We start from the raw sequence: 22,430 nt of genomic DNA, 5'->3' as shown, positions 1-22,430 counted from the left end.
TCAGCCGGCTATAAATATTATTTTGTGCCAAATATTTTATCACCTGCATCCCCTAAACCAGGGACGATGTATCCATGTTCATTAAGACATTTATCAATCGACGCAGTATACAATTCAACATCAGGATGAGCTTTCTCCAGTGCAGCGACCCCTTCCGGTGCAGCAACCAAAACCAATACCTTAATGACAGGGCATCCCGCTTTTTTCAGCAAATCAATGGTAGCAATCATTGAGCCACCAGTTGCCAGCATAGGATCGACAACCAATGCCATACGTTCATTAATATCAGAAACTAATTTTTGAAAATAAGGTACTGGCTCAAGCGTTTCTTCATCACGATATACACCCACAACACTGATCCGTGCACTGGGGATATTTTCCAGTACGCCATCCATCATCCCTAAGCCCGCACGCAGGATAGGGACTACCGTAATCTTTTTCCCTTTTATTTGGTCTATTTCTACCGGACCACACCACCCGTTAATGGTCACTTTCTCAACTTCCAAATCAGCAGTTGCTTCATATGTCAGAAGACTTCCCACCTCTGATGCCAGTTCACGGAAGCGTTTTGTGCTTATATCATGATCTCGCATCAAGCCAAGTTTATGTTTAACTAGCGGGTGTTTAACCTCAACGATTTTCATGGGTTTCTCCTAATAGCCGGCAGATAAAAAAATCGCGGGATTATAACTCCTTTTCAGTATCAAACCACCACCAATCTATTAATTTTTATCGCTAACAAGCGATTTTCTTCGTTCCCGATCTAACAGGAAACCGATATAAAGCTATCGCAAACGTTTGCTTAGACTGTTAGAATTGTCACCGTTCTGTTTTATTCATAAAAATGCAACCGCCTGGGAGCTACGCAGTGACCAACAAAACCTCTCTTAGCTATAAAGATGCTGGTGTCGATATTGATGCTGGTAATGCCTTAGTCAATCGTATCAAAGGTGTCGTAAAACAGACCCGTCGCCCCGAAGTGATGGGAGGATTAGGTGGTTTCGGTGCATTATGTGCCCTGCCACAGAAATATCGCGAACCGGTGTTGGTTTCCGGTACAGATGGCGTTGGTACTAAGCTGCGTCTGGCCATGGACTTGAAGCGTCATGATACTATCGGAATTGATTTGGTTGCCATGTGTGTCAATGATCTGGTTGTGCAAGGCGCCGAGCCTCTTTTCTTCCTTGATTATTATGCTACTGGCAAACTGGATGTTGATACAGCCGCCAGTGTCATCACGGGCATAGCAGAAGGCTGCAAACAAGCAGGCTGTGCATTAGTCGGTGGCGAAACCGCAGAAATGCCCGGCATGTATCACGGTGAAGATTATGATGTCGCGGGTTTTTGCGTTGGTGTTGTTGAAAAATCGGAAATTATTGACGGCAGTCGGGTTCAGACTGGTGATGCCCTGATTGCACTTGCATCCAGCGGACCACACTCCAATGGTTATTCTTTGATCCGTAAAATCCTTGAGGTAAGTCAGGTTGATCCAGAGACTACCGAGCTTGAAGGGAAACCACTTGCAGATCACTTACTTGCCCCAACCCAAATTTACGTCAAAGCCATTCTTGAACTGATTGAAAAAATTGATGTTCATGCGATTGCACATCTGACTGGTGGCGGCTTCTGGGAAAACATTCCGCGTGTTCTGCCAGAAAATATGCAAGCCAGAATTAACGCTGACAGTTGGCAATGGCCGGCAATTTTTACCTGGTTACAGCAAGCCGGTAATGTCAGCGAACACGAAATGTACCGCACATTTAACTGCGGAGTTGGTATGATAATCGCACTTCCTCAATCTCAGGTAGAACAGGCTATTTCGTATCTGACCGCATCAGGCGAAAATGCATGGCAAATCGGTACAATTGCCGAACTTAATGCCGATGAGCAACCTGTCGTTATTACAAAATAAATATCTTGTCTGATTAATTTCAAGTTACAGCCCAAGGCTGTAACTTGAAAATTGAAAAGCATATTAATCAATGAATTTCTTCAGTGAAAACCCGTTATGAAAAAAATTGTTGTTTTAGTCTCCGGCAATGGCAGCAATCTTCAATCCATCATAGATGCCTGCCAACAAAACCGAATTAATGGCTATGTTGCTGCCGTTTTCAGTAATAATGCCGATGCCTATGGCCTGCAACGTGCTGAACAAGCAGATATTCCTGCCTCTTTTATCAACCCGAAAGCTTATGCGGATCGTACAAATTATGATATCGCCTTACTCAAAGCCATTGACCAATACGCACCCGATTTAGTGGTTTTAGCTGGCTACATGCGGATCTTATCGCCCGAATTTGTCCAGCATTATTATGGACGCCTGCTCAATATTCACCCTTCTCTCTTGCCGCAATATCCAGGCCTACACACCCATCGGAAAGCCATTGAAAACGGTGATAGAGAACATGGTACTTCCGTCCACTTCGTGACTGAAGAATTAGATGGTGGCCCTATTATTTTACAGGCTAAGGTGCCGATTTTTGCGGGAGATAAAGAAGAAGACGTTATCGGACGTGTACAAACCCAAGAACACAATATTTATCCTCTGGTCATCGGCTGGTTTTTAGATCAACGATTGGTTATGGAAGGCAATAATGCAATTATGGATGGCAAAGTTCTGCCTCCACAAGGTTACGCATCGGAATAATTTATCTAGCTGACTTCAACTTACAGCTCTGTGTTAACGGATTTTGTTATAAAATTTTTTAAGTGCTATATTTCAGTAAAACTTTGCTGTAAGTTGCTATTTTGGATTGATTTATCTGGCAATAATTATTTATTCGAACATTATTCAATATCTAATATATTTATACCCTATAGATTTCACTACAAAACACTGAGGTATCCAATGTCCAGTGGTTCGGAAAATCCATCGGTAAATTTACGTCCTCTTGAACGGGAAGATCTCCCTTTTGTTCATCAACTTGATAATAACGCTAGTGTCATGCGTTACTGGTTTGAAGAGCCTTATGAAGCCTTCGTTGAATTATGCGACCTCTATGACAAGCATATTCATGACCAAAGCGAGCGCCGTTTTATTATCGAAAGCCTGAATTCCAAAGTTGGATTGGTAGAATTAGTCGAAATAGATTATGTCCACCGCCGTGCAGAGTTCCAGATTATCATCGCGCCAGCCTATCAAGGACAGGGCTACGCAGCGGTAGCGGTCAAACTGGCGATGGAATATGCGTTTGCTGTCTTAAATCTTTACAAGCTGTATCTGATCGTTGATAAAGAGAATACGAAAGCAATTCATATATACAATAAATTGGGATTTTATATTGAAGGTGAATTAATCGATGAATTTTTTGTAAACGGCTCTTATCATACGGCTATCAGAATGTGTACTTTCCAGCACCTCTATTTCGCCAATAAAACCCATGAAGTTCAAACCAGCACATCGGCTCGTTAAACGCCAACCATTAAACTAAGTGGAAAACCCAATGAAGTAGTTAAGGAGTAGTCATGTCCCACGATCGTCTTTATACCGAGAAAGAACTCAGTTGGCTCTCTTTCAACGAACGTGTACTTCAGGAAGCGGCTGACAAAAGTAACCCGTTGATTGAAAGAATGAGGTTTTTAGGGATCTACTCCAATAATTTAGATGAGTTTTATAAAGTACGCTTTGCCGATGTAAAGCGGCGCATTCTTATCAGTGAAGAACAAGGCTCAGCCACTGCTGCCCGCCAATTGTTGAAAAAGATCCAAACTAAGGTTGCTAAAATCGATCAAGAGTTTGATGCCCTCTATAACGATTTACTGCTGGAAATGGCTCGTAACCAGATTTTTTTGATCAATGAACGGCAGATATCCCCAAATCAACAAATCTGGTTGCGGCAATATTTTCGCCAGCATTTGCGACCACATATCACGCCAATCGTCATCAACCCAGAAACTAATTTAGTTGAGTTTCTTAAAGATGATTACACCTATTTGGCCGTTGAAATTATTCATGGGCAAGAAACGCAATACGCTTTATTGGAAATTCCATCAGATAAAGTCCCACGTTTCGTCAATTTGCCTCCAGAAATGCCCAAAAAACGCAAGTCAATGATATTACTTGATAATATTCTGCGTTACACGCTGGATGAAATTTTCAAAGGATTTTTCGATTACGATACTTTGAACGTTTATTCGATGAAAATGACCCGTGATTCCGAATATGATCTGGCAACAGAGATGGAATCCAGCCTGCTGGAACTGATGTCTTCCACGCTAAAACAGAGACTGACGGCAGAGCCTGTACGGTTTGCCTACCAGCGTGATATGCCTGATGAAATGGTAGAACTACTGCGTAGCAAGCTGGGATTATCCAATGATGACTCGGTGATTGCAGGTGGCCGTTATCATAACTTTAAAGATTTCATCAAATTTCCCAATGAAGGAAATCGAAATCTCCAGAATAAACCCGTGCCGCGCCTGCGCCATACTTGGTTCGAGCATTTCCGCAACGGATTCGACGCTATCCGTGAAAGGGATGTTCTGCTTTATTATCCTTACCACACATTCGAACATGTGCTGGAACTGCTGCGTCAGGCTTCTTTCGATCCCAGTGTTCTTTCGATCAAGATCAATATCTATCGCGTCGCAAAAGATTCACGCATTATTGATTCCATGATCCATGCCGCATACAACGGCAAAAAAGTGACCGTCGTGGTGGAGTTACAGGCACGCTTTGACGAAGAAGCTAATATTCATTGGGCAAAACGCCTTACTGAAGCCGGTGTACATGTTATTTTCTCCGCTCCTGGTCTGAAAATTCACGCAAAACTATTCATTATTTCGCGCCTGGAAGGGGAAGAAATTATCCGTTATGCCCATATTGGTACAGGAAATTTTAACGAAAAAACAGCGCGGCTCTATACCGACTATTCTCTGCTGACCGCTAAACCTGAAGTGACCAATGAGGTTCGTCGGGTATTTAATTTCATTGAAAACCCTTATCGGCCTGTCACATTTGATAATTTAATGGTATCTCCCCAAAACTCGCGGGCGATGCTCAATCGACTGATTACTCAGGAAATCGAAAATGCACAAGCCGGTGAACTGGCAGGTATCACCCTGAAAATCAATAACCTTGTAGACAGGGAGTTGGTAGATCGCCTGTATGACGCCTCTGAAGCGGGCGTCAAAATCCGCATTCTTGTACGAGGTATGTGCTCTTTGGTTCCTAATCAACCCGGTTTTAGTGAAAACATTCAAGTCACCAGTATTGTGGATCGTTTTCTGGAACACGATCGCGTTTATGTTTTCACCAACAAAGGCAACGAAAAAATTTTCCTTTCTTCGGCCGATTGGATGACCCGTAACATTGACTATCGCATTGAGGTCGCAGTTTGTCTGCTCGACCCCAGATTAAAACAACAAGTGATGGATATCCTTGAACTGCAATTCAGTGATACCGTAAAAGCACGCTATATTGATAAAGAATTGGGCAATCGCTATGTTCCGCGAGGAAATAAACGTAAAATCCGCGCGCAGCTTGCTGTTTATGATTATCTGAAAAACCTTGAACAACCAGAACCAAGAGCCTGATCTATGCCGTTGAAACACGATATTCCAATGCCCAAACCACAAGAAATTGCCACTATTGATTTGGGTTCCAACAGCTTTCATATGGTAATCGCCCGTATCGTCAATGGCGCATTACAGGTTATTGGGCGTTTAAAGAAACGAGTTTATCTTGCCGATGGTTTAAACAGTAAAAATGAATTAAGCGAGGAAGCCATAAACCGTGGCCTGAAATGCCTTGCTCTATTTGCTGAGCGCTTGCAAGGTTTTTCCGCTGGTAATGTCTGTTTGGTGGGAACGCATAGTTTACGTGAAGCGACCAACGTACAAGAATTTCTACAACAGGCAAAGGAAGTTATCCCCTATCCCATTGAAATTATCTCTGGGCATGAAGAAGCCCGCCTGATTTTCATGGGCGTTGAGCATACACAACCAGAAAAAGGCCGGAAATTGGTGATTGATATTGGCGGTGGCTCGACGGAATTGGTCATTGGTGAAGATTTCGAACCGCTATTGATTGAAAGCCGCCGGATGGGGTGTGTCAGTTTTTCCCGCCAATTCTTTCCAGACGGTACAATCAATGAGCATAATTTTCACAAGGCACGACTCCAGGCGGCGCAAAAATTGGAAAATCTCGTCTGGCAATTTCGAAATAAAGGCTGGGATTTTGCTTTAGGCGCATCAGGAACGATCAAAGCCATACACGAACTTTTGGTCGAACTGGGTGAGAAAGATGGCCTGATTACGCCAGAGCGTCTAAACATGCTGGTGAAACGTATCCTGAAATATAAAAATTTCAATGCACTGGAATTGCCGGGATTATCTAATGACCGTAAACAAACTTTTGTTCCCGGATTATCAATCTTGTGCGGTATTTTTGATGCCTTACATATTCAGGAATTACGCTTGTCTCATGGCGCATTACGGGAAGGTGTACTTTATGAAATGGAAGATCGTTTTCGCCATCAGGATATTCGTCAGCGAACGGCCAAAAGCCTTGCCGAACACTATAATATCGATCGAGAACAGGCAACTCGCGTCTGGAGTACCGCCAAAAACCTTTATGACCAATGGTCAGAGCAAAACCCCAAACGAATACATCCACAACTGGAATCCATTCTACTGTGGGCAGCCATGCTGCATGAAATCGGTCTAAGCATCAATCTGAGTGGATTGCAACGGCATTCAGCTTACATCCTGCAACATACCGATCTACCGGGGTTTACCCAAGAGCAACAATCGTTGCTGGCAACGTTAGTACGTTACCACCGCAAAGCGGTTAAAGTACATGAGCATCCTCGTTTCTATCTGTTTAAGAAAAAACAGTATCTTCCCATGCTTAAGATATTGCGATTAGCAACCTTGTTAAATAATCAACGGCAGGCTACCACAACACCGGATACTTTGCGGCTGGAAACTGATCATAGTCATTGGACGCTCTACTTACCCAAAAACTATTTAAAACGAAATGCGCTTGTGTTGCTCGATCTAGAGCAAGAGCAAAGTTACTGGGATGATGTGGCTGGCTGGCACTTACACATTGAAGAGGAATCGACTTAACGATATCGCGTTATGAAAAAGAAAAAGAAAACTGTTCAAATTATAAAATTGGTACTGTTTATCAGCTTCTTCATTTTCTTTGGACGCTTTATTTATGCATTTATGGCAGCATTGGAACATCACCAGCAAACCCAGCAACAATCGGTGACGCCACTAACTGGTTCGAAAACAGAATATAATATCTAATAGCTGTCAAATTTATGGCGATATCATTGTAATCGCCGATTTTTCGCCTTATTTTCTGCCTTAAAGGTTTACTATGCCACAATCGACCTTTACACCTGATAATCCAACTATTGTCAGTCAGTATTCCCAAAGACTGGCACATATTCGTCAGCGTCTGCTTGCTCTATTTATCCACGATAAGCTGTTTGTCGATACATTATTAGGTCAGGCTGATGAACATTCAGCAATCAGTGACGAACAATTATTAGAGAAAATAGAGGAAGTCAGTACACTGCTGTCCAGCCTGCATATTGCCGATATTGCCGATATTCTGGAAGCTTTACCTTATGATGAACGTCTTGCTTTATGGCGTTTGATCGACAATAACCAACGCGGTGAGGTTCTGGTAGAAGCTTCGATTCCTGTTTGGGATAATTTGATCAAGGACATGACTGATGTTGAACTGTTGCGTGCCATCGGTAAACTGCACGTAGATGAACAAGCCTATATCGCAGAACATCTTCCTCGTGATACCACTCGGCGCTTGCTGACCTATTTAGAACCAGGTCAACGCAACCGCATCCGAGAAGTATTGCAGTACCATAAAGACAGCATCGGCCAAATGATGGATTTCGAGTTCGTGACAGTGCGAAGCAACGTTACACTCGGCACCGTTCAGCGCTTTTTACGTTCCCGAGATGCTATTCCTGAAACTACAGATAAGATCTTTGTTATTGACCGCAAAAATCGCCTACAGGGAGAGTTGCCACTTACCACTTTGCTGACCAACGCACCGGATAAATTAGTTTCCGAAGTCATGAATATGGATACTGTTACTTTCTTACCGGAGCAAAAAGGTGAAGATGCCGCCAGCGCATTTGAACGTTATGACCTGATTTCGGCCGCCGTGGTAGACAATAACGGGCGCTTAATGGGACGTCTGACCGTTGAAGATATTGTTGATACCTTAAGTGAAGAAACTGACACCAATATTCGCCGAATGGGGGGCTTAAGCCGCGAAGAAGATGTTTTTGCTCCGGTTGGTCAGGCTGTCAAAACCCGTTGGACATGGCTTGCCATCAATTTGTGTACCGCTTTCGTGGCATCACGAGTTATCGGACTCTTTGAGCATACTATTTCCCAACTCGTTGCTCTTGCAACCTTAATGCCCATCGTAGCAGGCATTGGTGGCAATACTGGTAACCAAACCATCACCATGATCGTTCGCGCACTCGCGCTGCATCAAATCCAGACGGGTAGCTTTTCTTACCTGCTATTAAGGGAACTTGGTGTTGCCTTTATCAATGGCATTATTTGGGGAGGGATCATGGGCGTCATCACTTATCTGCTTTATGGTGACCTTGCTATGGGGGGAGTCATGACAATGGCGATGATATTAAACCTACTGATGGCTGCGCTGATGGGAGTTTTGATCCCATTTATTATGATGAAACTGGGAAGAGATCCCGCCATTGGTTCCAGTGTCATGATTACTGCCATTACCGATACCGGCGGTTTCTTTATCTTTTTAGGATTAGCAACGCTATTTTTGGTTTAGCTTATTTTAATTAAAGACGTTTCCCCTATATGATGATGGTGACAAATAGTGTCTTTATAATCGCCATCATTAATAATAGTGATGATTCATCTTGCTGCTGCACAAATCCCCATAACATAATTCCCTGTATCCTATTGGATACTTCATCGCAAATACTATGGAAAATCACTATCAGAAACATTATGTTTTTGACATAACCTCCACATTTTCTTCATTATTGACGAATTACTGTTGGTTACACTAATAATATATTCTTGTATCTAATTTAGCATAAGATGCTGCATGATTGATTACCGCCACAACACTAAGAGAATGTCGAGCAAATGAATAATAAAAGCCGTTCCTACTTTTTCCGACTTGCTGCGGTGCTAGCCGTGATCATCGGGGCAATTTTCTTTGCGTGGAAATACTTCAACGCCCCTTCATCAGCAGGTAACTCTCAGAATTCAAAATCAAAACAGAGTATATCTGACTCCGCTCAACCACCGGTGCAGGCAGCGACGGCTGAAATCAGATCAGTACCTCATTACTTAGTAGGATTAGGAACGGTCCTGGCGGCAAATACCGTTACTGTCACCAGCCAAGTGGAGGGTCAGTTAGTCGCCCTGCACTTTGATGAAGGTCAATTCGTCAAAAAAGGGGATTTGCTGGCGGAAATCGATCCCCGCCCCTTTCAAGTCAAACTGGCAAGGGCACAGGGGCAATATGCCAAAGATCAGGCCACATTAGCTAACACTAAACAAGATTTACTCCGTTTTCAGCAATTGGCGAAAAGTAAACTTATATCTCAGCAAGATCTGGATAAACAAATTTCTTTGGTTCGCCAGAGTGAAGCCAGTTTACAATCCGACCAGGCAGATATCGACGAAGCCAAGCTGCAATTGGCATATAGCCGTATTACAGCCCCGATTTCCGGTCGCGTCGGATTAAAACGCATCGATATTGGCAATCATGTATCTGGTGGAGGAGCAACGCCAATCGTTGTCATAACGCAAGTCGATCCCATTGATGTGCTGTTTTCCCTGCCTGAGAACGATATCGGTGCTGTACTAAAGGCGCAAAAAGATCACAAAAATGTAGCTGTCGTTGCGTGGGATCGCAACAATCAGCAGCCATTGGCGCAAGGAAAACTAATCAGTATTGATAATCAGATTGATGTTACTACTGGCACGATCAAGATGAAGGCTCAATTCAATAATCAAGATAATGTGCTGTTTCCTAATCAATTCGTCAATATTCAGATGAAAGTCAACACACTGAGCGATGTCATTGTGATCCCTGTGGCTGGATTACAAATGGGAAATAGCGGAAATTTCGTCTGGAAAGTGAATAAAGAGAACAAAGTTAGCAAACATAAGGTCGTTGCAGGCCTGCAAGATAATCAACTGGTGGTCATCAATAGTGGACTGTCAGCAGGCGAGCAAGTCGTTACTGATGGCATTGACAACCTGACCGAAGGCGCTAAGGTCGAGATTGTCAAACCGTTGACCATTGAAGCACTCGATGCGGATCAAAAGAAAAAAAATTCAGAACAATCAAACGATAAATTGGAGAATTCCTGATGCAAGCTGATTCTCCAATCACAGGCGGAGGACCATCCCGCCTGTTTATCCTGCGCCCTGTTGCCACGACATTATTCATGATTGCGATCTTGCTGGCTGGGCTAATGGGTTACCGAATGCTGCCAGTCTCCGCATTGCCACAAGTGGATTATCCAACTATTCAGGTGGTAACACTGTATCCTGGTGCCAATCCAGATGTGATGACATCCGCTGTAACTGCCCCACTGGAACGCCAGTTTGGCCAGATATCCGGCTTAAAGCAAATGTCATCCAGAAGTTCTGGTGGTGCTTCTGTTATCACATTGGTATTCCAGCTATCACTGCCCTTGGATGTGGCAGAGCAAGACGTACAGGCGGCGATCAATTCAGCCAGTAACCTGTTGCCCGATGATCTGCCTTATCCCCCCATTTACAGCAAAGTTAATCCGGCTGATCCACCAATATTGACGCTGGCCGTAACCTCTGATGCCCTGCCGATGAGTCAGGTGCAAGATATGGTAGAAACCCGTATATCCCAGCGTATTTCCCAAGTCAGTGGTGTCGGTCTGGTGACCTTGGCAGGTGGGCAACGTCCCGCGGTGCGCGTGAAATTGAATGCACAGGCTTTGGCTGCACAAGGATTAGACAGCGACGTGATCCGTTCTGCCATCACGAAAGCCAATGTGAATTCAGCAAAAGGCAGTTTTGATGGGCCAACTCGCTCCATCACCATATCTTCCAACGATCAGATGAAATCTATCGATGATTATCGCAATTTAATCGTGGCCTATAAAAATGACGCTCCGATTCGCTTGCGTGATGTCGCCACCATTGAACAGGGAGTGGAAAATAACAAATTGGGCGCATGGGCAAATGAGAAACCTGCTATCGTCATCAATGTTCAGCGCCAGCCCGGAGCTAATGTTATTGAGACTACGGATAATATCCGCGTCATGTTACCAGAATTGATCAATAGCCTGCCCAAATCTGTCAATGTGAAAATGCTGACAGACCGTACAATTTCGATCCGTCATTCAGTCAAGGATGTTCAATTTGAACTGTTGCTGGCTATTGCGCTAGTCGTCATGGTGATCTACCTGTTTTTGCGCAACGCCATTGCAACGCTGATCCCCAGTATTGCCGTACCGCTTTCGTTAGTGGGTACATTTGCCGTGATGTATTTTTGCGGCTTCTCGGTCAATAATCTCACTTTAATGGCATTAACCATCGCAACCGGCTTTGTGGTGGATGATGCGATTGTGGTGATAGAAAATATTTCCCGTTACATTGAACGGGGAGAAAAGCCGCTGGCCGCGGCACTAAAAGGCGCGGGAGAAATCGGTTTTACGATTATCTCCCTGACGTTCTCGTTAATCGCCGTCTTGATCCCTCTGCTGTTTATGGGGGATATCGTCGGTCGACTGTTCAGGGAATTTGCCATTACCCTCGCTGTCGCCATTTTAATTTCCGCCGTTGTCTCATTGACGCTAACACCGATGATGTGTGCAAGGATGCTGAAATCCGAAGCTAATATTAAACACAATCGCTTCGAACAGGCGTGCGAACACTTCTTTGAACGCATGATTGCCGGATATGCAGTCTTCCTGAAACGGGTGCTGAATCACCCCTGGATGACGCTTGGTGTCGCATTCGGTACGTTGGCTCTGACCGCCCTACTCTACATCATGATCCCCAAGGGATTCTTTCCCTTGCAAGACAACGGCCTGATTCAGGGCACACTGGAAGCACCACAATCTATTTCATTCAATGCAATGGCAGATAAGCAGCGGCAAGTTACGGTTCTGTTATTAAAAGATCCTGCCGTGGATAATGTCACTACCTTTATAGGTGTCGATGGTAGCAATCCAACATTGAATAATGCACGCCTTCAAATCACGTTGAAACCTCTCAGCCAGCGCGATGACCGTATTGACGAAGTGATCCCACGCCTACAGGCGCGGATTGCTAAAGTTCCTGACGTCAAGTTGTACCTGCAAGCAACCCAAGATTTGACTATTGATACCCAAATATCACGCACGCAATACCAATTTACGTTGCAAGCAACTTCACTTGATGAACTCGCTATCTGGGTTCCCAAATTACAACATGCCCTGAAACAACAGCCAGAATTGATGGATATCGGTAATAATTGGCAAAATCAGGGATTAGTGGCTTACCTTGATGTAAATAGGGATATGGCTAGCCGCTTTGGGATTTCTATGGCTGCCGTAGATAATGCTTTGTATAACGCGTTCGGCCAACGCTTGATTTCGACTATTTACACCCAATCAAATCAATATCGCGTTATCCTTGAGCAAGATACGAAAAATTCATCAGGACTGGAAGCGATAAACAATCTTTATCTGACCGGTAATGATGGAAAAATGGTTCCCCTGAATACCATTGCAACTGTCGAACAACGATTGGGGTACTTGTCTATCGACCATCTACAACAATTTCCCGCTGTCACTTTTTCATTCAACGTAGCAAAAGATTCGTCCCTTGAACAAGCTGTTAATGCCATCAAGGAAGCAGAACAAGCGATCCAAATGCCAAAAGACATCACTACGCAATTTCAGGGAGCAACGCTGGCGTTCCAGGATGCGCTCAGTAATACCCTCTGGCTGATTTTGGCTGCTGTTGTTGCCATGTATATTGTGCTCGGTATTTTGTACGAAAGCTTTATTCACCCTGTCACTATTTTGTCAACTTTGCCCACTGCGGGAGTTGGTGCATTGTTGGCGCTGATGGCTGGAGGGTATGAGCTGGATATTATCGCCATCATTGGGATCATTCTCTTAATTGGCATTGTGAAGAAAAACGCCATCATGATGATCGATTTTGCTCTGGCCGCAGAGCGGGAAAAAGGCATGACCCCTTATGAAGCTATTTACCAAGCCTGTCTGTTACGTTTCAGGCCGATATTAATGACAACCATGGCAGCATTGCTGGGCGCATTGCCGCTGATGTTGAGTACTGGCATTGGTGCAGAGCTGCGCCGTCCTTTAGGTGTCAGTATGGTGGGTGGCCTGATTATGAGCCAAATCCTGACCTTGTTCACAACTCCCGTGATTTATCTGCTATTTGATCAGCTAGCACACTATCGTCGAAATAATAAGAAAGGTAATCAAATAAAGCTGGATAAATCCTCAGATAATCATCAGGAGCCGCAGTGAAATTCTTTGCCCTATTTATCCAGCGACCAGTTGCCACAACATTGCTGAGTTTAGCCATCACTCTATGCGGCGCACTCAGTTTTGTCCTGCTGCCTGTGTCGCCACTGCCACAAGTTGATTTTCCCGTGATAACGGTTTACGCATCTATGCCTGGCGCATCACCGGAAACGATGGCGTCTTCGGTAACGACACCGCTGGAACGCGCATTGGGCAGAATAGCCGGTGTAAAAGAGATGTCTTCTGCCAGCTCATTGGGAAGTTCTTCTATTTATCTGGAATTCGATCTCAATCGGGATATCAATGGCGCAGCACGAGATGTCCAAGCCGCCATCAATGCCGCCCAAAGTTTGTTGCCTTCCGGTATGCCAAGCAAGCCAGGGTACTATAAAGCTAATCTGTCAGGCGCCCCGATCATGATTTTGACCCTTTCCTCAGACAATTATAGTGAGGGCCAACTGTATGATCTTGCTTCCACCAGATTAGCTCAAAAAATTTCTCAGATAGAAGGTGTCAGCAAAGTCAGTGTCATTGGCAGTTCGTTACCCGCTATACGTGTTGAACTAAACCCTAATGCACTCTTCAATCAAGGTGTTTCTCTTAACGATGTCAGTAATGCCATCAATAATGCCAATGTCCGTCTTCCGACAGGTCATATTGATTCCGATCACCAGATTTGGCAGCTACACACCAATGATGAATTGGAAACACCTGACAGTTACCGCTCAATTATCGTCCATTATAATAATGGAGCACCTGTCAGATTGCAGGATGTTGCCGATGTTAAAAGCTCTGTCGAGGATATCCGCGCCGCAGGCATGTCTGGAAATAAGTCTGCAATTTCTCTTATTATCCGTCGTGAAGCCGGTGCAAATATCATCTCGACCGTTCAACGTATTCGTGATCAGTTTCCTGTCCTGCAAGCCTCCTTACCTGCCAATATTCAGCTAAACGTTGTCCAGGATCGTTCGCCAACTATTCAGGCTTCCCTGCAAGAAGTAAAACGGGCATTAGCCATTGCCGTCGCCTTGGTGATTCTGGTTGTATTCCTGTTTTTACGTTCTGGCCGAGCTACGCTGATCCCAGCAATTGCCGTTCCGGTATCACTGATTGGTACTTTTACCGCCTTGTATCTATGTGATTTCAGTTTAAACAATCTGTCGTTGATGGCATTAACTATTGCCACCGGATTTGTTGTCGATGATGCCATTGTGGTACTGGAAAATATTTCCCGCCATTTGAATGCGGGGTTAAAACCCATGCAAGCGGCTCTCAAAGGAACCAGGGAAGTTGGATTCACTGTGCTGGCTATGAGCTTATCACTCGTTGCGGTATTTATTCCCCTTGTATTGATCGATGAATTACTTGGCAGATTATTCCGGGATTTTGCTGTCACCTTGGCAACCGCCATTGGGATTTCTCTGTTAGTCTCACTGACTTTAACCCCGATGATGTGTGCGCATTTGCTCAAATCCACACCTAAAAATGCCCAGAAACAGACGCGAGGATTCGGTAAGGTATTTTTGAGAATTCAACAAAGCTATGCCCGTTCATTGAAATGGATACTCAATCATACTCGCTGGGTATTGTTGACATTAGTTGGCATTATCGCCCTGAATATCTGGCTCTATATCAGCATTCCGAAAACGTTTTTTCCACAACAAGATACTGGGAAAATGTTAGGGTTTGTGGTCGCTGATCAAAGCATTTCATTTCAGGCTATGCGTGAAAAAATGAAACGATTTATGCTGGTCGTCGATGGTGATCCAACCGTGGATAATGTCGTCGGTTTTACCGGTGGTGGTAGCATTAATACAGGTTTTATGTTTGTTTCGCTAAAACCATTGAAAGAACGTAACGAAAGTATCCAGCAAGTTATTACTCGCTTAAGAAGTCAACTGACTAATGAAGCGGGAGCACGCCTATATTTAATTCCTGTTCAAGATCTGAGAAGTGGAGGAGGACAGGGAGGTAAATCAACATATCAGTTTAATTTGTTGTCGGATGACTTTGATGAATTACGTAAATGGACTCCTGTCGTCAAGAAAGCATTGGGAAAATTACCTCAATTGGTGGATATCAACGCCGATAGCGATGAAGAAGCTAAAGGCGCTGAAATAGCAATTACCTATGATCGTGATGTTATGGCCCGTTTAGGCATCAATGTTGCCGAGGCAAATAATTTGCTTAACAACGCTTTTGGGCAGAGACCAGTTTCCACGATTTATGCCCCGTTGAATCAATATAAAGTGGTCATGGAAGTTGCACCGCAATATAACCAAGATCCCAGTGCGTTAGAGAAAATGTTTGTCATTAATAGTCAAGGAGAACGTATTCCTCTCTCCTACTTTGCCCAATGGCGCCCTGCCAATGCACCCTTGGACGTTTATCACCAAGAACTTTCAGCTTCTTCTACCATTGCCTTTGATGTGGCACCAGGCTATACGCTGTCTGAGGCAATCAGTGCAATAGAAAGAACAATCACTGAACTGGGCGTGCCTTCCACAGTACGCAGCTCTTTTGCCGGCACAGCACAAGATTTTCAAAAGAGTGAAAACTCCCAATTAATGGTGCTTCTGGCTGCTATAGTCACTGTTTATCTGGTGCTCGGTGTCCTCTATGAGAGTTATATTCACCCTCTGACAATTCTTTCTACCCTGCCTTCGGCGGGTATAGGTGCTTTGCTGGCTCTGGAACTGTTCAATACGCCATTTAGCCTGATCGCCATGATTGGGATTATGCTGCTGGTTGGTATTGTCAAGAAAAATGCCATTATCATGGTGGATTTTGCCCTTGAAGCTCAACGAAACGGTAAACTCAGTGCCCAGGAAGCAATTTTTCAGGCCAGTTTATTGCGATTCCGTCCGATCATGATGACGACGCTTTCCGCTCTGTTTGGTGCTTTACCTTTAGTACTGAGCAATGGGGATGGCGCAGAATTACGTTTCCCGCTGGGTATCACAATTGTTGGTGGCCTGGTGGTAAGCCAGCTTCTCACTCTGTATACCACGCCGGTTGTGTATCTGTTTTTTGACCGATTGCGTGAAAAGTGGCGCCATCGCAAAGTGACACCATCTCAGATGGTTGACCCCAGTAGCTAAACCAGAATGAAATTCAAGGTAAAAATGGGTATCAGCAGTAAACTTTTTCTGGCAATTTTTGCCACTTGTATGCTGGTATTGGTCACAATGCACTGGGGCATTCATCTCAGCTTTCAGCACGGCTTTATTGGCTATATCAAACAAAATAGCCAAAATCGGGCGAATATGCTGGCACAAGCATTGACAGAACAATACCAGCAATATGGCAATTGGCATTTTCTGACCCAGAATGATCGCGCGATATTTCAAATTATCCGTACGATTGAACAGAGTGACACTCCTAATCAGAAAACCAAACCTCATGGTTGGCGTCCCCAATTTTGGGTTGTGGACACTCACATGCATCGTTTGGTAGGGCATTCTAATGATATTCCGGCAGAAAGTTATCGCAAGCCTGTCATCTATAAAAATAATATTGTCGGTTGGGTAATTGTCAGCGCATCAGACAAAATTACCCGTCAGGCTGATCTTAGTTTTGCCCACCAGCAGCAATTCACCAGTTGGGCTATTGTCGGTTTTTCCACTTTATTGGCACTGATTGTCACTTTTCTGCTCTCTCGTGGCCTCTTAAGACCGGTTAAGCGACTAGTGGAAGGGACACATAAACTCGCGGCCGGCGATTTCAGCAGCCGTGTCGTGCCATCCAGCAAAGATGAAATCGGTAAATTGGCAACGGATTTTAACCAACTTGCCAGTACACTGGAAAAAAATGAACAGATGCGCCGTGATTATATGGCGGATATCTCCCATGAACTACGTACCCCACTTTCTGTTTTGCGTGGTGAACTGGAAGCCTTACAAGATGGCGTGCGGAAACCAACACAGGAAACTATCCATTCTTTGCTTTCAGAAGTGACGACTCTGACCAAGCTGGTGGATGATCTGCACTTATTATCCCTTTCTAATCGTGGTTCATTGGCCTATAGAAAAGAGCCTGTTAATGTCAGTGAATTACTGCAAATCTCCGTGGCAAATTATCATGCCCGTTTTGTGGATAAACAACTTAAGCTATCATTGAATTTAAAAGAAAACGTAATATTGTTTGCCGATCCAAGTCGGCTAACACAGCTATTTCATAATCTATTGGAAAATAGCCTGCGTTACACCAATGAGCATGGAAAAGTGATTATTCGTGGATATTCAGATCAGCAAAAATGGATATTAGATATGCAGGACAGTGCACCTGGATTGACTGTTGAACAATGCCAGCATGTTTTTGAACGTTTTTATCGTTGTGAATCTTCCCGTAACCGCGCAAGCGGAGGTTCAGGACTTGGGTTAGCGATTTGCTATAACATTGTTGAAGCTCACAATGGAATCATTCGCATGGAAAGCTCAGCTTTAGGTGGTATTAAAATTCACGTAGAATTACCGTTGGTTAAATCGTCTGAACTTGAAACACAATGAGTACACATTTCACACAATACACTGTTCTCATCGTTGAAGATGAACCAAAGTTGGGGCAACTGCTGGTTGATTATCTACAATCCGCAGATTATCAAACTCAATGGCTTAAGCGTGGTGATGAGGTCATCGCTCATGTGCAAAAATACCATCCCCATATTATCTTGCTTGATCTTATGTTGCCTGGTCTTGATGGATTGTCTATCTGTCGGGAACTGCGTAAATGTTCAGATATCCCGATTGTGATGGTGACTGCAAAAACGGAAGAGATTGACCGGCTACTCGGCTTAGAAATTGGGGCTGACGATTATATCTGTAAGCCTTATAGTCCCAGGGAAATGGTAGCCAGAGTAAAAACAATCTTGCGCCGTTGCTACCGTCCGAAAGATATTATCAGTGAGCAAGGTGCGCTAACCATTGATGAAAACCACTTTCAGGCGCGTTACTTTGAACAAGTGCTCGAATTAACACCGGTTGAATTCCGGCTACTCAAAATTATGTCCAGCCAACCAGGGCGAGTTTTTTCTCGTGATCAGTTATTGAATAACCTTTATGACGATCATCGCATTGTTAATGACCGTACTATTGATAGCCACATTAAAAACTTGCGCAGGAAACTGGAACTATTAGATGGAGATAAATCTTTTATCCGCTCTATCTATGGATTGGGTTATCGTTGGGAAGCAGAAATCTGTCGTTTGATGATATAAATTTTTCTCATCAAACCCTTTGACTGTACAAAATTCGGACTAAACTTAAGCTGATAATTACCCAATCAGGAGAATTTCTTATGGCTACTGGGCATTATGATCTTAAGAAAGCAAAGAACGGGCAATTTTATTTCAATCTGGTGGCGGCAAACGGTGACATCATTCTGAGCAGTGATATGTATACCACCAAAGCTGCGGCCCATAAAGGTATTCACTCTGTGCAAGTCAATTCTCCCGATAAGACTCGCCATGAAATGAGAAAAAATAAATCAGGCAAACCTTATTTTGTCCTGAAGGCCCGAAACCACCAAATTATTGCTATCAGTGAAACTCATACTAATGAAGCAAGTATGAAGAAATCTATACAATCGGTCGTAAAAATCGGGCCAACCGAAAGCATTCGTGACCTGACCAAACAAAATTAGCAGAGACCATTAATGATCCGCGCCGTATCCACGGCGCGCTTTCCCACATAGCGATCAAATATGGCGCATATCATTGCCATAATGTATTTGTGCTAATGATAAAATAGGCGTTAAAATCCCCTTCCTTTAAACCTTACCCTTAGTAATGACAATGAAGACCGGGTAAGGGCTGACTTGAACTCAGACCGAGAACGTTAAAAAATATGTTTACTCCAGAATTACTTTCTCCTGCCGGCTCTTTGAAAAATATGCGTTACGCATTTGCTTATGGCGCAGATGCCATTTATGCCGGACAACCTCGCTATAGTTTGCGTGTCCGCAATAATGAATTTAACCATGAGACATTGGCACAGGGTATTAAGGAAGCGCACGAATTAGGTAAACGTTTTTATGTCGTTGTCAATATCGCACCACATAACGCAAAGCTGAAAACGTTTATTCGTGACTTAAAACCCGTCGTAGAAATGGGACCTGATGCTTTGATTATGTCTGATCCAGGCTTAATTATGATGGTGCGCGAGACATTTCCTGAAATAGATATCCATCTTTCGGTTCAAGCCAATGCTGTTAACTGGGCTACAGTTAAATTCTGGAAACAAATGGGATTGACGCGAGTCATTCTTTCCCGTGAGCTTTCGCTGGAAGAAATTGCTGAAATTCGTCAGCAAGTGCCTGATATGGAGCTTGAGATTTTTGTGCATGGCGCACTTTGTATGGCTTATTCTGGCCGTTGCCTGTTATCAGGCTATATCAACAAGCGCGATCCTAATCAGGGTACTTGCACCAATGCTTGTCGCTGGGAATACAATGTGCAGGAAGGCAAGGAAGATAGTATTGGTAATATTGTCCATATGCATGACCCTATTCCTGTTAAAAACATTGAACCAACACTGGGCCAGGGTGCGCCAACCGATAAAGTATTCATGGTAGAAGAAGCCAAGCGTCCCGGCGAATATATGTCAGCGTTTGAAGATGAACATGGTACTTATATAATGAATTCCAAAGACTTACGTGCCATTGAGCATGTAGAAAGATTAACCAAGATGGAAGTTCATTCACTGAAAATCGAAGGCCGTACTAAATCTTTCTATTATTGTGCCCGCACCGCCCAGGTATATCGCCGAGCCATAGATGATGCCGTTGCTGGGAAACCCTTTGATCCAACGTTGATGACCACATTAGAAGGTTTAGCACACCGTGGCTATACCGAAGGTTTCCTGCGTCGTCATACCCATGATGCTTACCAAACTTACGAATACGGCTACTCCGTATCAGATACTCAACAATTCGTTGGGGAATTTACTGGTAATCGAGTCAATGGCTTGGCAGAAGTTGCCGTGAAGAATAAATTTCTTGTCGGGGATCATCTGGAACTCATGACTCCATCGGGCAATATTAACTTCACGTTAGGATCTATGATAAATAAAAAAGGTCAGGCCGTAGAAATTGCGCCAGGTGATGGGCATCTCGTTTATCTTCCTATTCCTGAGGAAATTAATCTGGATTATGCTTTACTTGTGCGAAACTTAAAAGGTGGCAATACCAGAGCACCTCATCCACAGGAGTGATAAGTAAAGTAATTCAAAATAGGGTTTTAAAGAAATTGATCTATTTTTTTAGAAATAGATCACATCAATGTTAATTTATTTCTCGTATTATCAGCCCTGAAAAATAAAGAACTAAAAAATTTTGTTGTAAGACTAGGAACCACCTCCTTGGCTAGCTCAATCTCCCTTGGGCTGGCCTTTTCTTTTACATAAATAAACACACAAACAAGATAAAAATCAATAAATTCAATCGGTTAACAAAAACAACTTATCTTCAGAAACCATCAAATTAATTAATATTGCCAAATCCAAGCTGAACATTTATTCAGCTTTTACTGACGATAGTATTTATAATAATCAAAAAAACATCTTTTGATAAATATAGTTAGGATTTATTCAGTTTAATGAAGGAAATTTTGAGAAAAAATAAGCCTGATTTCTAAATAACTTCAATATTTATCACCACATCAGATAAATATTATTTCACTTCATTGTCATACAAAATGGTTAAGTTTTGGCAACATTTGTATTAACTGAAGCGATCCACTGCGGCTTCCCTCTCAACTTGTCTTGTGATCAGTTCAAATATAAACAACAATCAGTAGCGCCTTTTGCAAACTGGAGTTAATCATGACTGATATCGTTAAGTTGTTAGGAAAAGACGCAGAGAGTTTATTGGAACATCAATGCAATACCATTCCACGTGAAAATCTCTATCTCCCAGGTACAGATTTTGTTGATAGAGTAATGCTGGAAAATAACCGCCCCAATCCTGTTCTTCGTTCCATGCAAACCTTATTGAATCATGGACGTTTGGCAGGTACTGGTTATCTCTCAATTTTGCCGGTAGATCAGGGAGTTGAACATTCCGCCAGCGCTTCTTTCGCTGCCAATCCCCTCTATTTTGATCCCAAAAATATTGTTGAGCTGGCGATTGAGGCAGGCTGTAACTGTGTTGCTTCAACTTACGGTGTTCTGGCGTCTGTTTCTCGCCGTTATGCCCATAAGATCCCGTTTCTGGTTAAACTTAATCATAACGAAACTTTGACCTATCCCGCCCAGTATGATCAAACTTTATATGCCAGTGTCGAACAGGCATTTAACATGGGTGCCGTTGCGGTAGGTGCAACAATCTATTATGGCTCTCCCGAATCACGCCGCCAAATAGAAGAAATTTCAGCCGCTTTTGAACGCGCTCACGAACTCGGCATGGTCACTGTATTATGGGCTTATCTGCGCAACTCCGCTTTCAAGAAAGATGGGGTTGATTACCATACCAGCGCTGATTTAACCGGTCAGGCGAATCATTTGGCAGCAACAATCGGTGCCGATATCGTTAAACAAAAAATGGCTGAAACTAATGGTGGTTATACTGCTATTGGGTTCGGGCACACAGACAAACGCGTCTATAGCAATTTGACCACTGAGCATCCGATTGATCTCGTCCGTTATCAAATTGCTAACTGTTATATGGGGCGCGCTGGATTAATCAATTCAGGTGGGGCTTCTGGAAACAATGACTTAAGTGATTCTGTCCGCACTGCCGTTATCAATAAACGTGCCGGAGGGATGGGATTAATCCTTGGCCGCAAAGCGTTCAAGAAATCGATGAAAGAAGGCGTTGAGTTAATCCACTCCGTACAGGATGTTTATCTCGATAAGAAAATTACCATCGCCTAATCAAGTTATTAGGTTCACTACTTTCAAGATGGGGATCTCTGCATCCCCATTATGC

The 22,430-nt window shown here is 43.6% G+C and carries 16 protein-coding genes; 15 read left to right on the top strand and 1 reads right to left on the bottom strand.

The features are described from left to right. Positions 1-17 precede the first annotated feature (17 nt). Positions 18-644 carry a uracil phosphoribosyltransferase gene (gene upp, locus Xish_RS15030; RefSeq protein ID WP_099118528.1) on the bottom strand — a complete coding sequence of 209 codons (627 nt, stop codon included), beginning with the start codon at positions 642-644 and terminating at the stop codon, positions 18-20. Between the two features lie 224 nt (positions 645-868). Here upp and purM point away from each other — a divergent pair, with 224 nt between their 5' ends. The 15 genes from purM to fbaB all read left to right on the top strand — a co-directional run bounded on the left by purM (position 869) and on the right by fbaB (position 22,375). Further along, positions 869-1,912, top strand: coding sequence for a phosphoribosylformylglycinamidine cyclo-ligase (gene purM / locus Xish_RS15025; RefSeq protein ID WP_099118527.1), 1,044 nt, complete (start codon positions 869-871; stop codon positions 1,910-1,912). Positions 1,913-2,008: 96 nt separating this feature from the next. Further along, positions 2,009-2,647, top strand: coding sequence for a phosphoribosylglycinamide formyltransferase (purN, locus tag Xish_RS15020; RefSeq protein ID WP_099118526.1), 639 nt, complete (start codon positions 2,009-2,011; stop codon positions 2,645-2,647). 201 nt (positions 2,648-2,848) lie between these two features. Then, complete coding sequence (speG, locus tag Xish_RS15015; RefSeq protein WP_099118525.1) at positions 2,849-3,412, top strand: spermidine N1-acetyltransferase; 564 nt, start codon at positions 2,849-2,851, stop codon at positions 3,410-3,412. Between the two features lie 53 nt (positions 3,413-3,465). Then, positions 3,466-5,535 carry a polyphosphate kinase 1 gene (gene ppk1, locus Xish_RS15010; protein WP_099118524.1) on the top strand — a complete coding sequence of 690 codons (2,070 nt, stop codon included), beginning with the start codon at positions 3,466-3,468 and terminating at the stop codon, positions 5,533-5,535. Between the two features lie 3 nt (positions 5,536-5,538). After that, positions 5,539-7,071 (top strand): exopolyphosphatase, encoded by a 1,533-nt coding sequence (gene ppx, locus Xish_RS15005; protein ID WP_099118523.1) that lies wholly within the window; start codon positions 5,539-5,541, stop codon positions 7,069-7,071. Positions 7,072-7,083: 12 nt separating this feature from the next. Beyond that, a complete protein-coding gene (locus Xish_RS15000) occupies positions 7,084-7,257 on the top strand; it encodes a YfgG family protein (protein WP_099118522.1) in 174 nt (57 codons plus the stop codon). A 73-nt stretch (positions 7,258-7,330) separates the two neighbouring features. Then, on the top strand, positions 7,331-8,794 hold the full coding sequence (gene mgtE / locus Xish_RS14995; protein WP_099118521.1) for a magnesium transporter: 1,464 nt from the start codon (positions 7,331-7,333) through the stop codon (positions 8,792-8,794). A gap of 323 nt (positions 8,795-9,117) precedes the next feature. Continuing rightward, a complete protein-coding gene (locus tag Xish_RS14990; protein ID WP_099118520.1) occupies positions 9,118-10,356 on the top strand; it encodes an MdtA/MuxA family multidrug efflux RND transporter periplasmic adaptor subunit in 1,239 nt (412 codons plus the stop codon). Continuing rightward, entirely contained in the window at positions 10,356-13,511 is a 3,156-nt protein-coding gene (locus Xish_RS14985) for an MdtB/MuxB family multidrug efflux RND transporter permease subunit (protein WP_099118519.1), read from the top strand. Before Xish_RS14990 ends, Xish_RS14985 begins: the two co-directional genes overlap by 1 nt. Beyond that, positions 13,508-16,609, top strand: a complete 3,102-nt coding sequence (gene mdtC / locus Xish_RS14980; protein WP_099118518.1) for a multidrug efflux RND transporter permease subunit MdtC — start codon at positions 13,508-13,510, stop codon at positions 16,607-16,609. Before Xish_RS14985 ends, mdtC begins: the two co-directional genes overlap by 4 nt. 24 nt (positions 16,610-16,633) lie before the next feature. After that, positions 16,634-18,016, top strand: coding sequence for an envelope stress sensor histidine kinase BaeS (baeS, locus tag Xish_RS14975; RefSeq protein WP_167383274.1), 1,383 nt, complete (start codon positions 16,634-16,636; stop codon positions 18,014-18,016). Then, the gene (gene baeR, locus Xish_RS14970; RefSeq protein WP_099118516.1) at positions 18,013-18,723 is read left to right on the top strand and encodes an envelope stress response regulator BaeR; all 711 of its coding nucleotides are present in this window, start codon (positions 18,013-18,015) and stop codon (positions 18,721-18,723) included. The genes baeS and baeR overlap by 4 nt, the downstream gene beginning before the upstream one ends. A gap of 80 nt (positions 18,724-18,803) precedes the next feature. Next, positions 18,804-19,148, top strand: coding sequence for a YegP family protein (locus Xish_RS14965; protein ID WP_099118515.1), 345 nt, complete (start codon positions 18,804-18,806; stop codon positions 19,146-19,148). A gap of 203 nt (positions 19,149-19,351) precedes the next feature. After that, positions 19,352-20,716 (top strand): prephenate-dependent tRNA uridine(34) hydroxylase TrhP, encoded by a 1,365-nt coding sequence (trhP, locus tag Xish_RS14960; protein WP_099118514.1) that lies wholly within the window; start codon positions 19,352-19,354, stop codon positions 20,714-20,716. Between the two features lie 609 nt (positions 20,717-21,325). Beyond that, the gene (gene fbaB / locus Xish_RS14955; protein WP_099118513.1) at positions 21,326-22,375 is read left to right on the top strand and encodes a class I fructose-bisphosphate aldolase; all 1,050 of its coding nucleotides are present in this window, start codon (positions 21,326-21,328) and stop codon (positions 22,373-22,375) included. Positions 22,376-22,430: the final 55 nt, after the last annotated feature.

The organism is Xenorhabdus ishibashii, assembly GCF_002632755.1.
Taxonomy (GTDB): Bacteria; Pseudomonadota; Gammaproteobacteria; order Enterobacterales; family Enterobacteriaceae; genus Xenorhabdus; species Xenorhabdus ishibashii.
The sequence above is the reverse complement of the archived record's forward strand: the minus strand, read 5'-3'. Positions and strand labels throughout refer to the sequence as shown.

Coding starts and splice junctions, on each gene's coding strand:
- upp (WP_099118528.1), bottom strand. CDS start 644: ATGAAAATCGTTGAGGTTAAACACCCGCTAGTTAAACATAAACTTGGC.
- purN (WP_099118526.1), top strand. CDS start 2,009: ATGAAAAAAATTGTTGTTTTAGTCTCCGGCAATGGCAGCAATCTTCAA.
- speG (WP_099118525.1), top strand. CDS start 2,849: ATGTCCAGTGGTTCGGAAAATCCATCGGTAAATTTACGTCCTCTTGAA.
- ppk1 (WP_099118524.1), top strand. CDS start 3,466: ATGTCCCACGATCGTCTTTATACCGAGAAAGAACTCAGTTGGCTCTCT.
- ppx (WP_099118523.1), top strand. CDS start 5,539: ATGCCGTTGAAACACGATATTCCAATGCCCAAACCACAAGAAATTGCC.
- Xish_RS15000 (WP_099118522.1), top strand. CDS start 7,084: ATGAAAAAGAAAAAGAAAACTGTTCAAATTATAAAATTGGTACTGTTT.
- mgtE (WP_099118521.1), top strand. CDS start 7,331: ATGCCACAATCGACCTTTACACCTGATAATCCAACTATTGTCAGTCAG.
- Xish_RS14990 (WP_099118520.1), top strand. CDS start 9,118: ATGAATAATAAAAGCCGTTCCTACTTTTTCCGACTTGCTGCGGTGCTA.
- Xish_RS14985 (WP_099118519.1), top strand. CDS start 10,356: ATGCAAGCTGATTCTCCAATCACAGGCGGAGGACCATCCCGCCTGTTT.
- baeS (WP_167383274.1), top strand. CDS start 16,634: ATGGGTATCAGCAGTAAACTTTTTCTGGCAATTTTTGCCACTTGTATG.
- baeR (WP_099118516.1), top strand. CDS start 18,013: ATGAGTACACATTTCACACAATACACTGTTCTCATCGTTGAAGATGAA.
- Xish_RS14965 (WP_099118515.1), top strand. CDS start 18,804: ATGGCTACTGGGCATTATGATCTTAAGAAAGCAAAGAACGGGCAATTT.
- trhP (WP_099118514.1), top strand. CDS start 19,352: ATGTTTACTCCAGAATTACTTTCTCCTGCCGGCTCTTTGAAAAATATG.
- fbaB (WP_099118513.1), top strand. CDS start 21,326: ATGACTGATATCGTTAAGTTGTTAGGAAAAGACGCAGAGAGTTTATTG.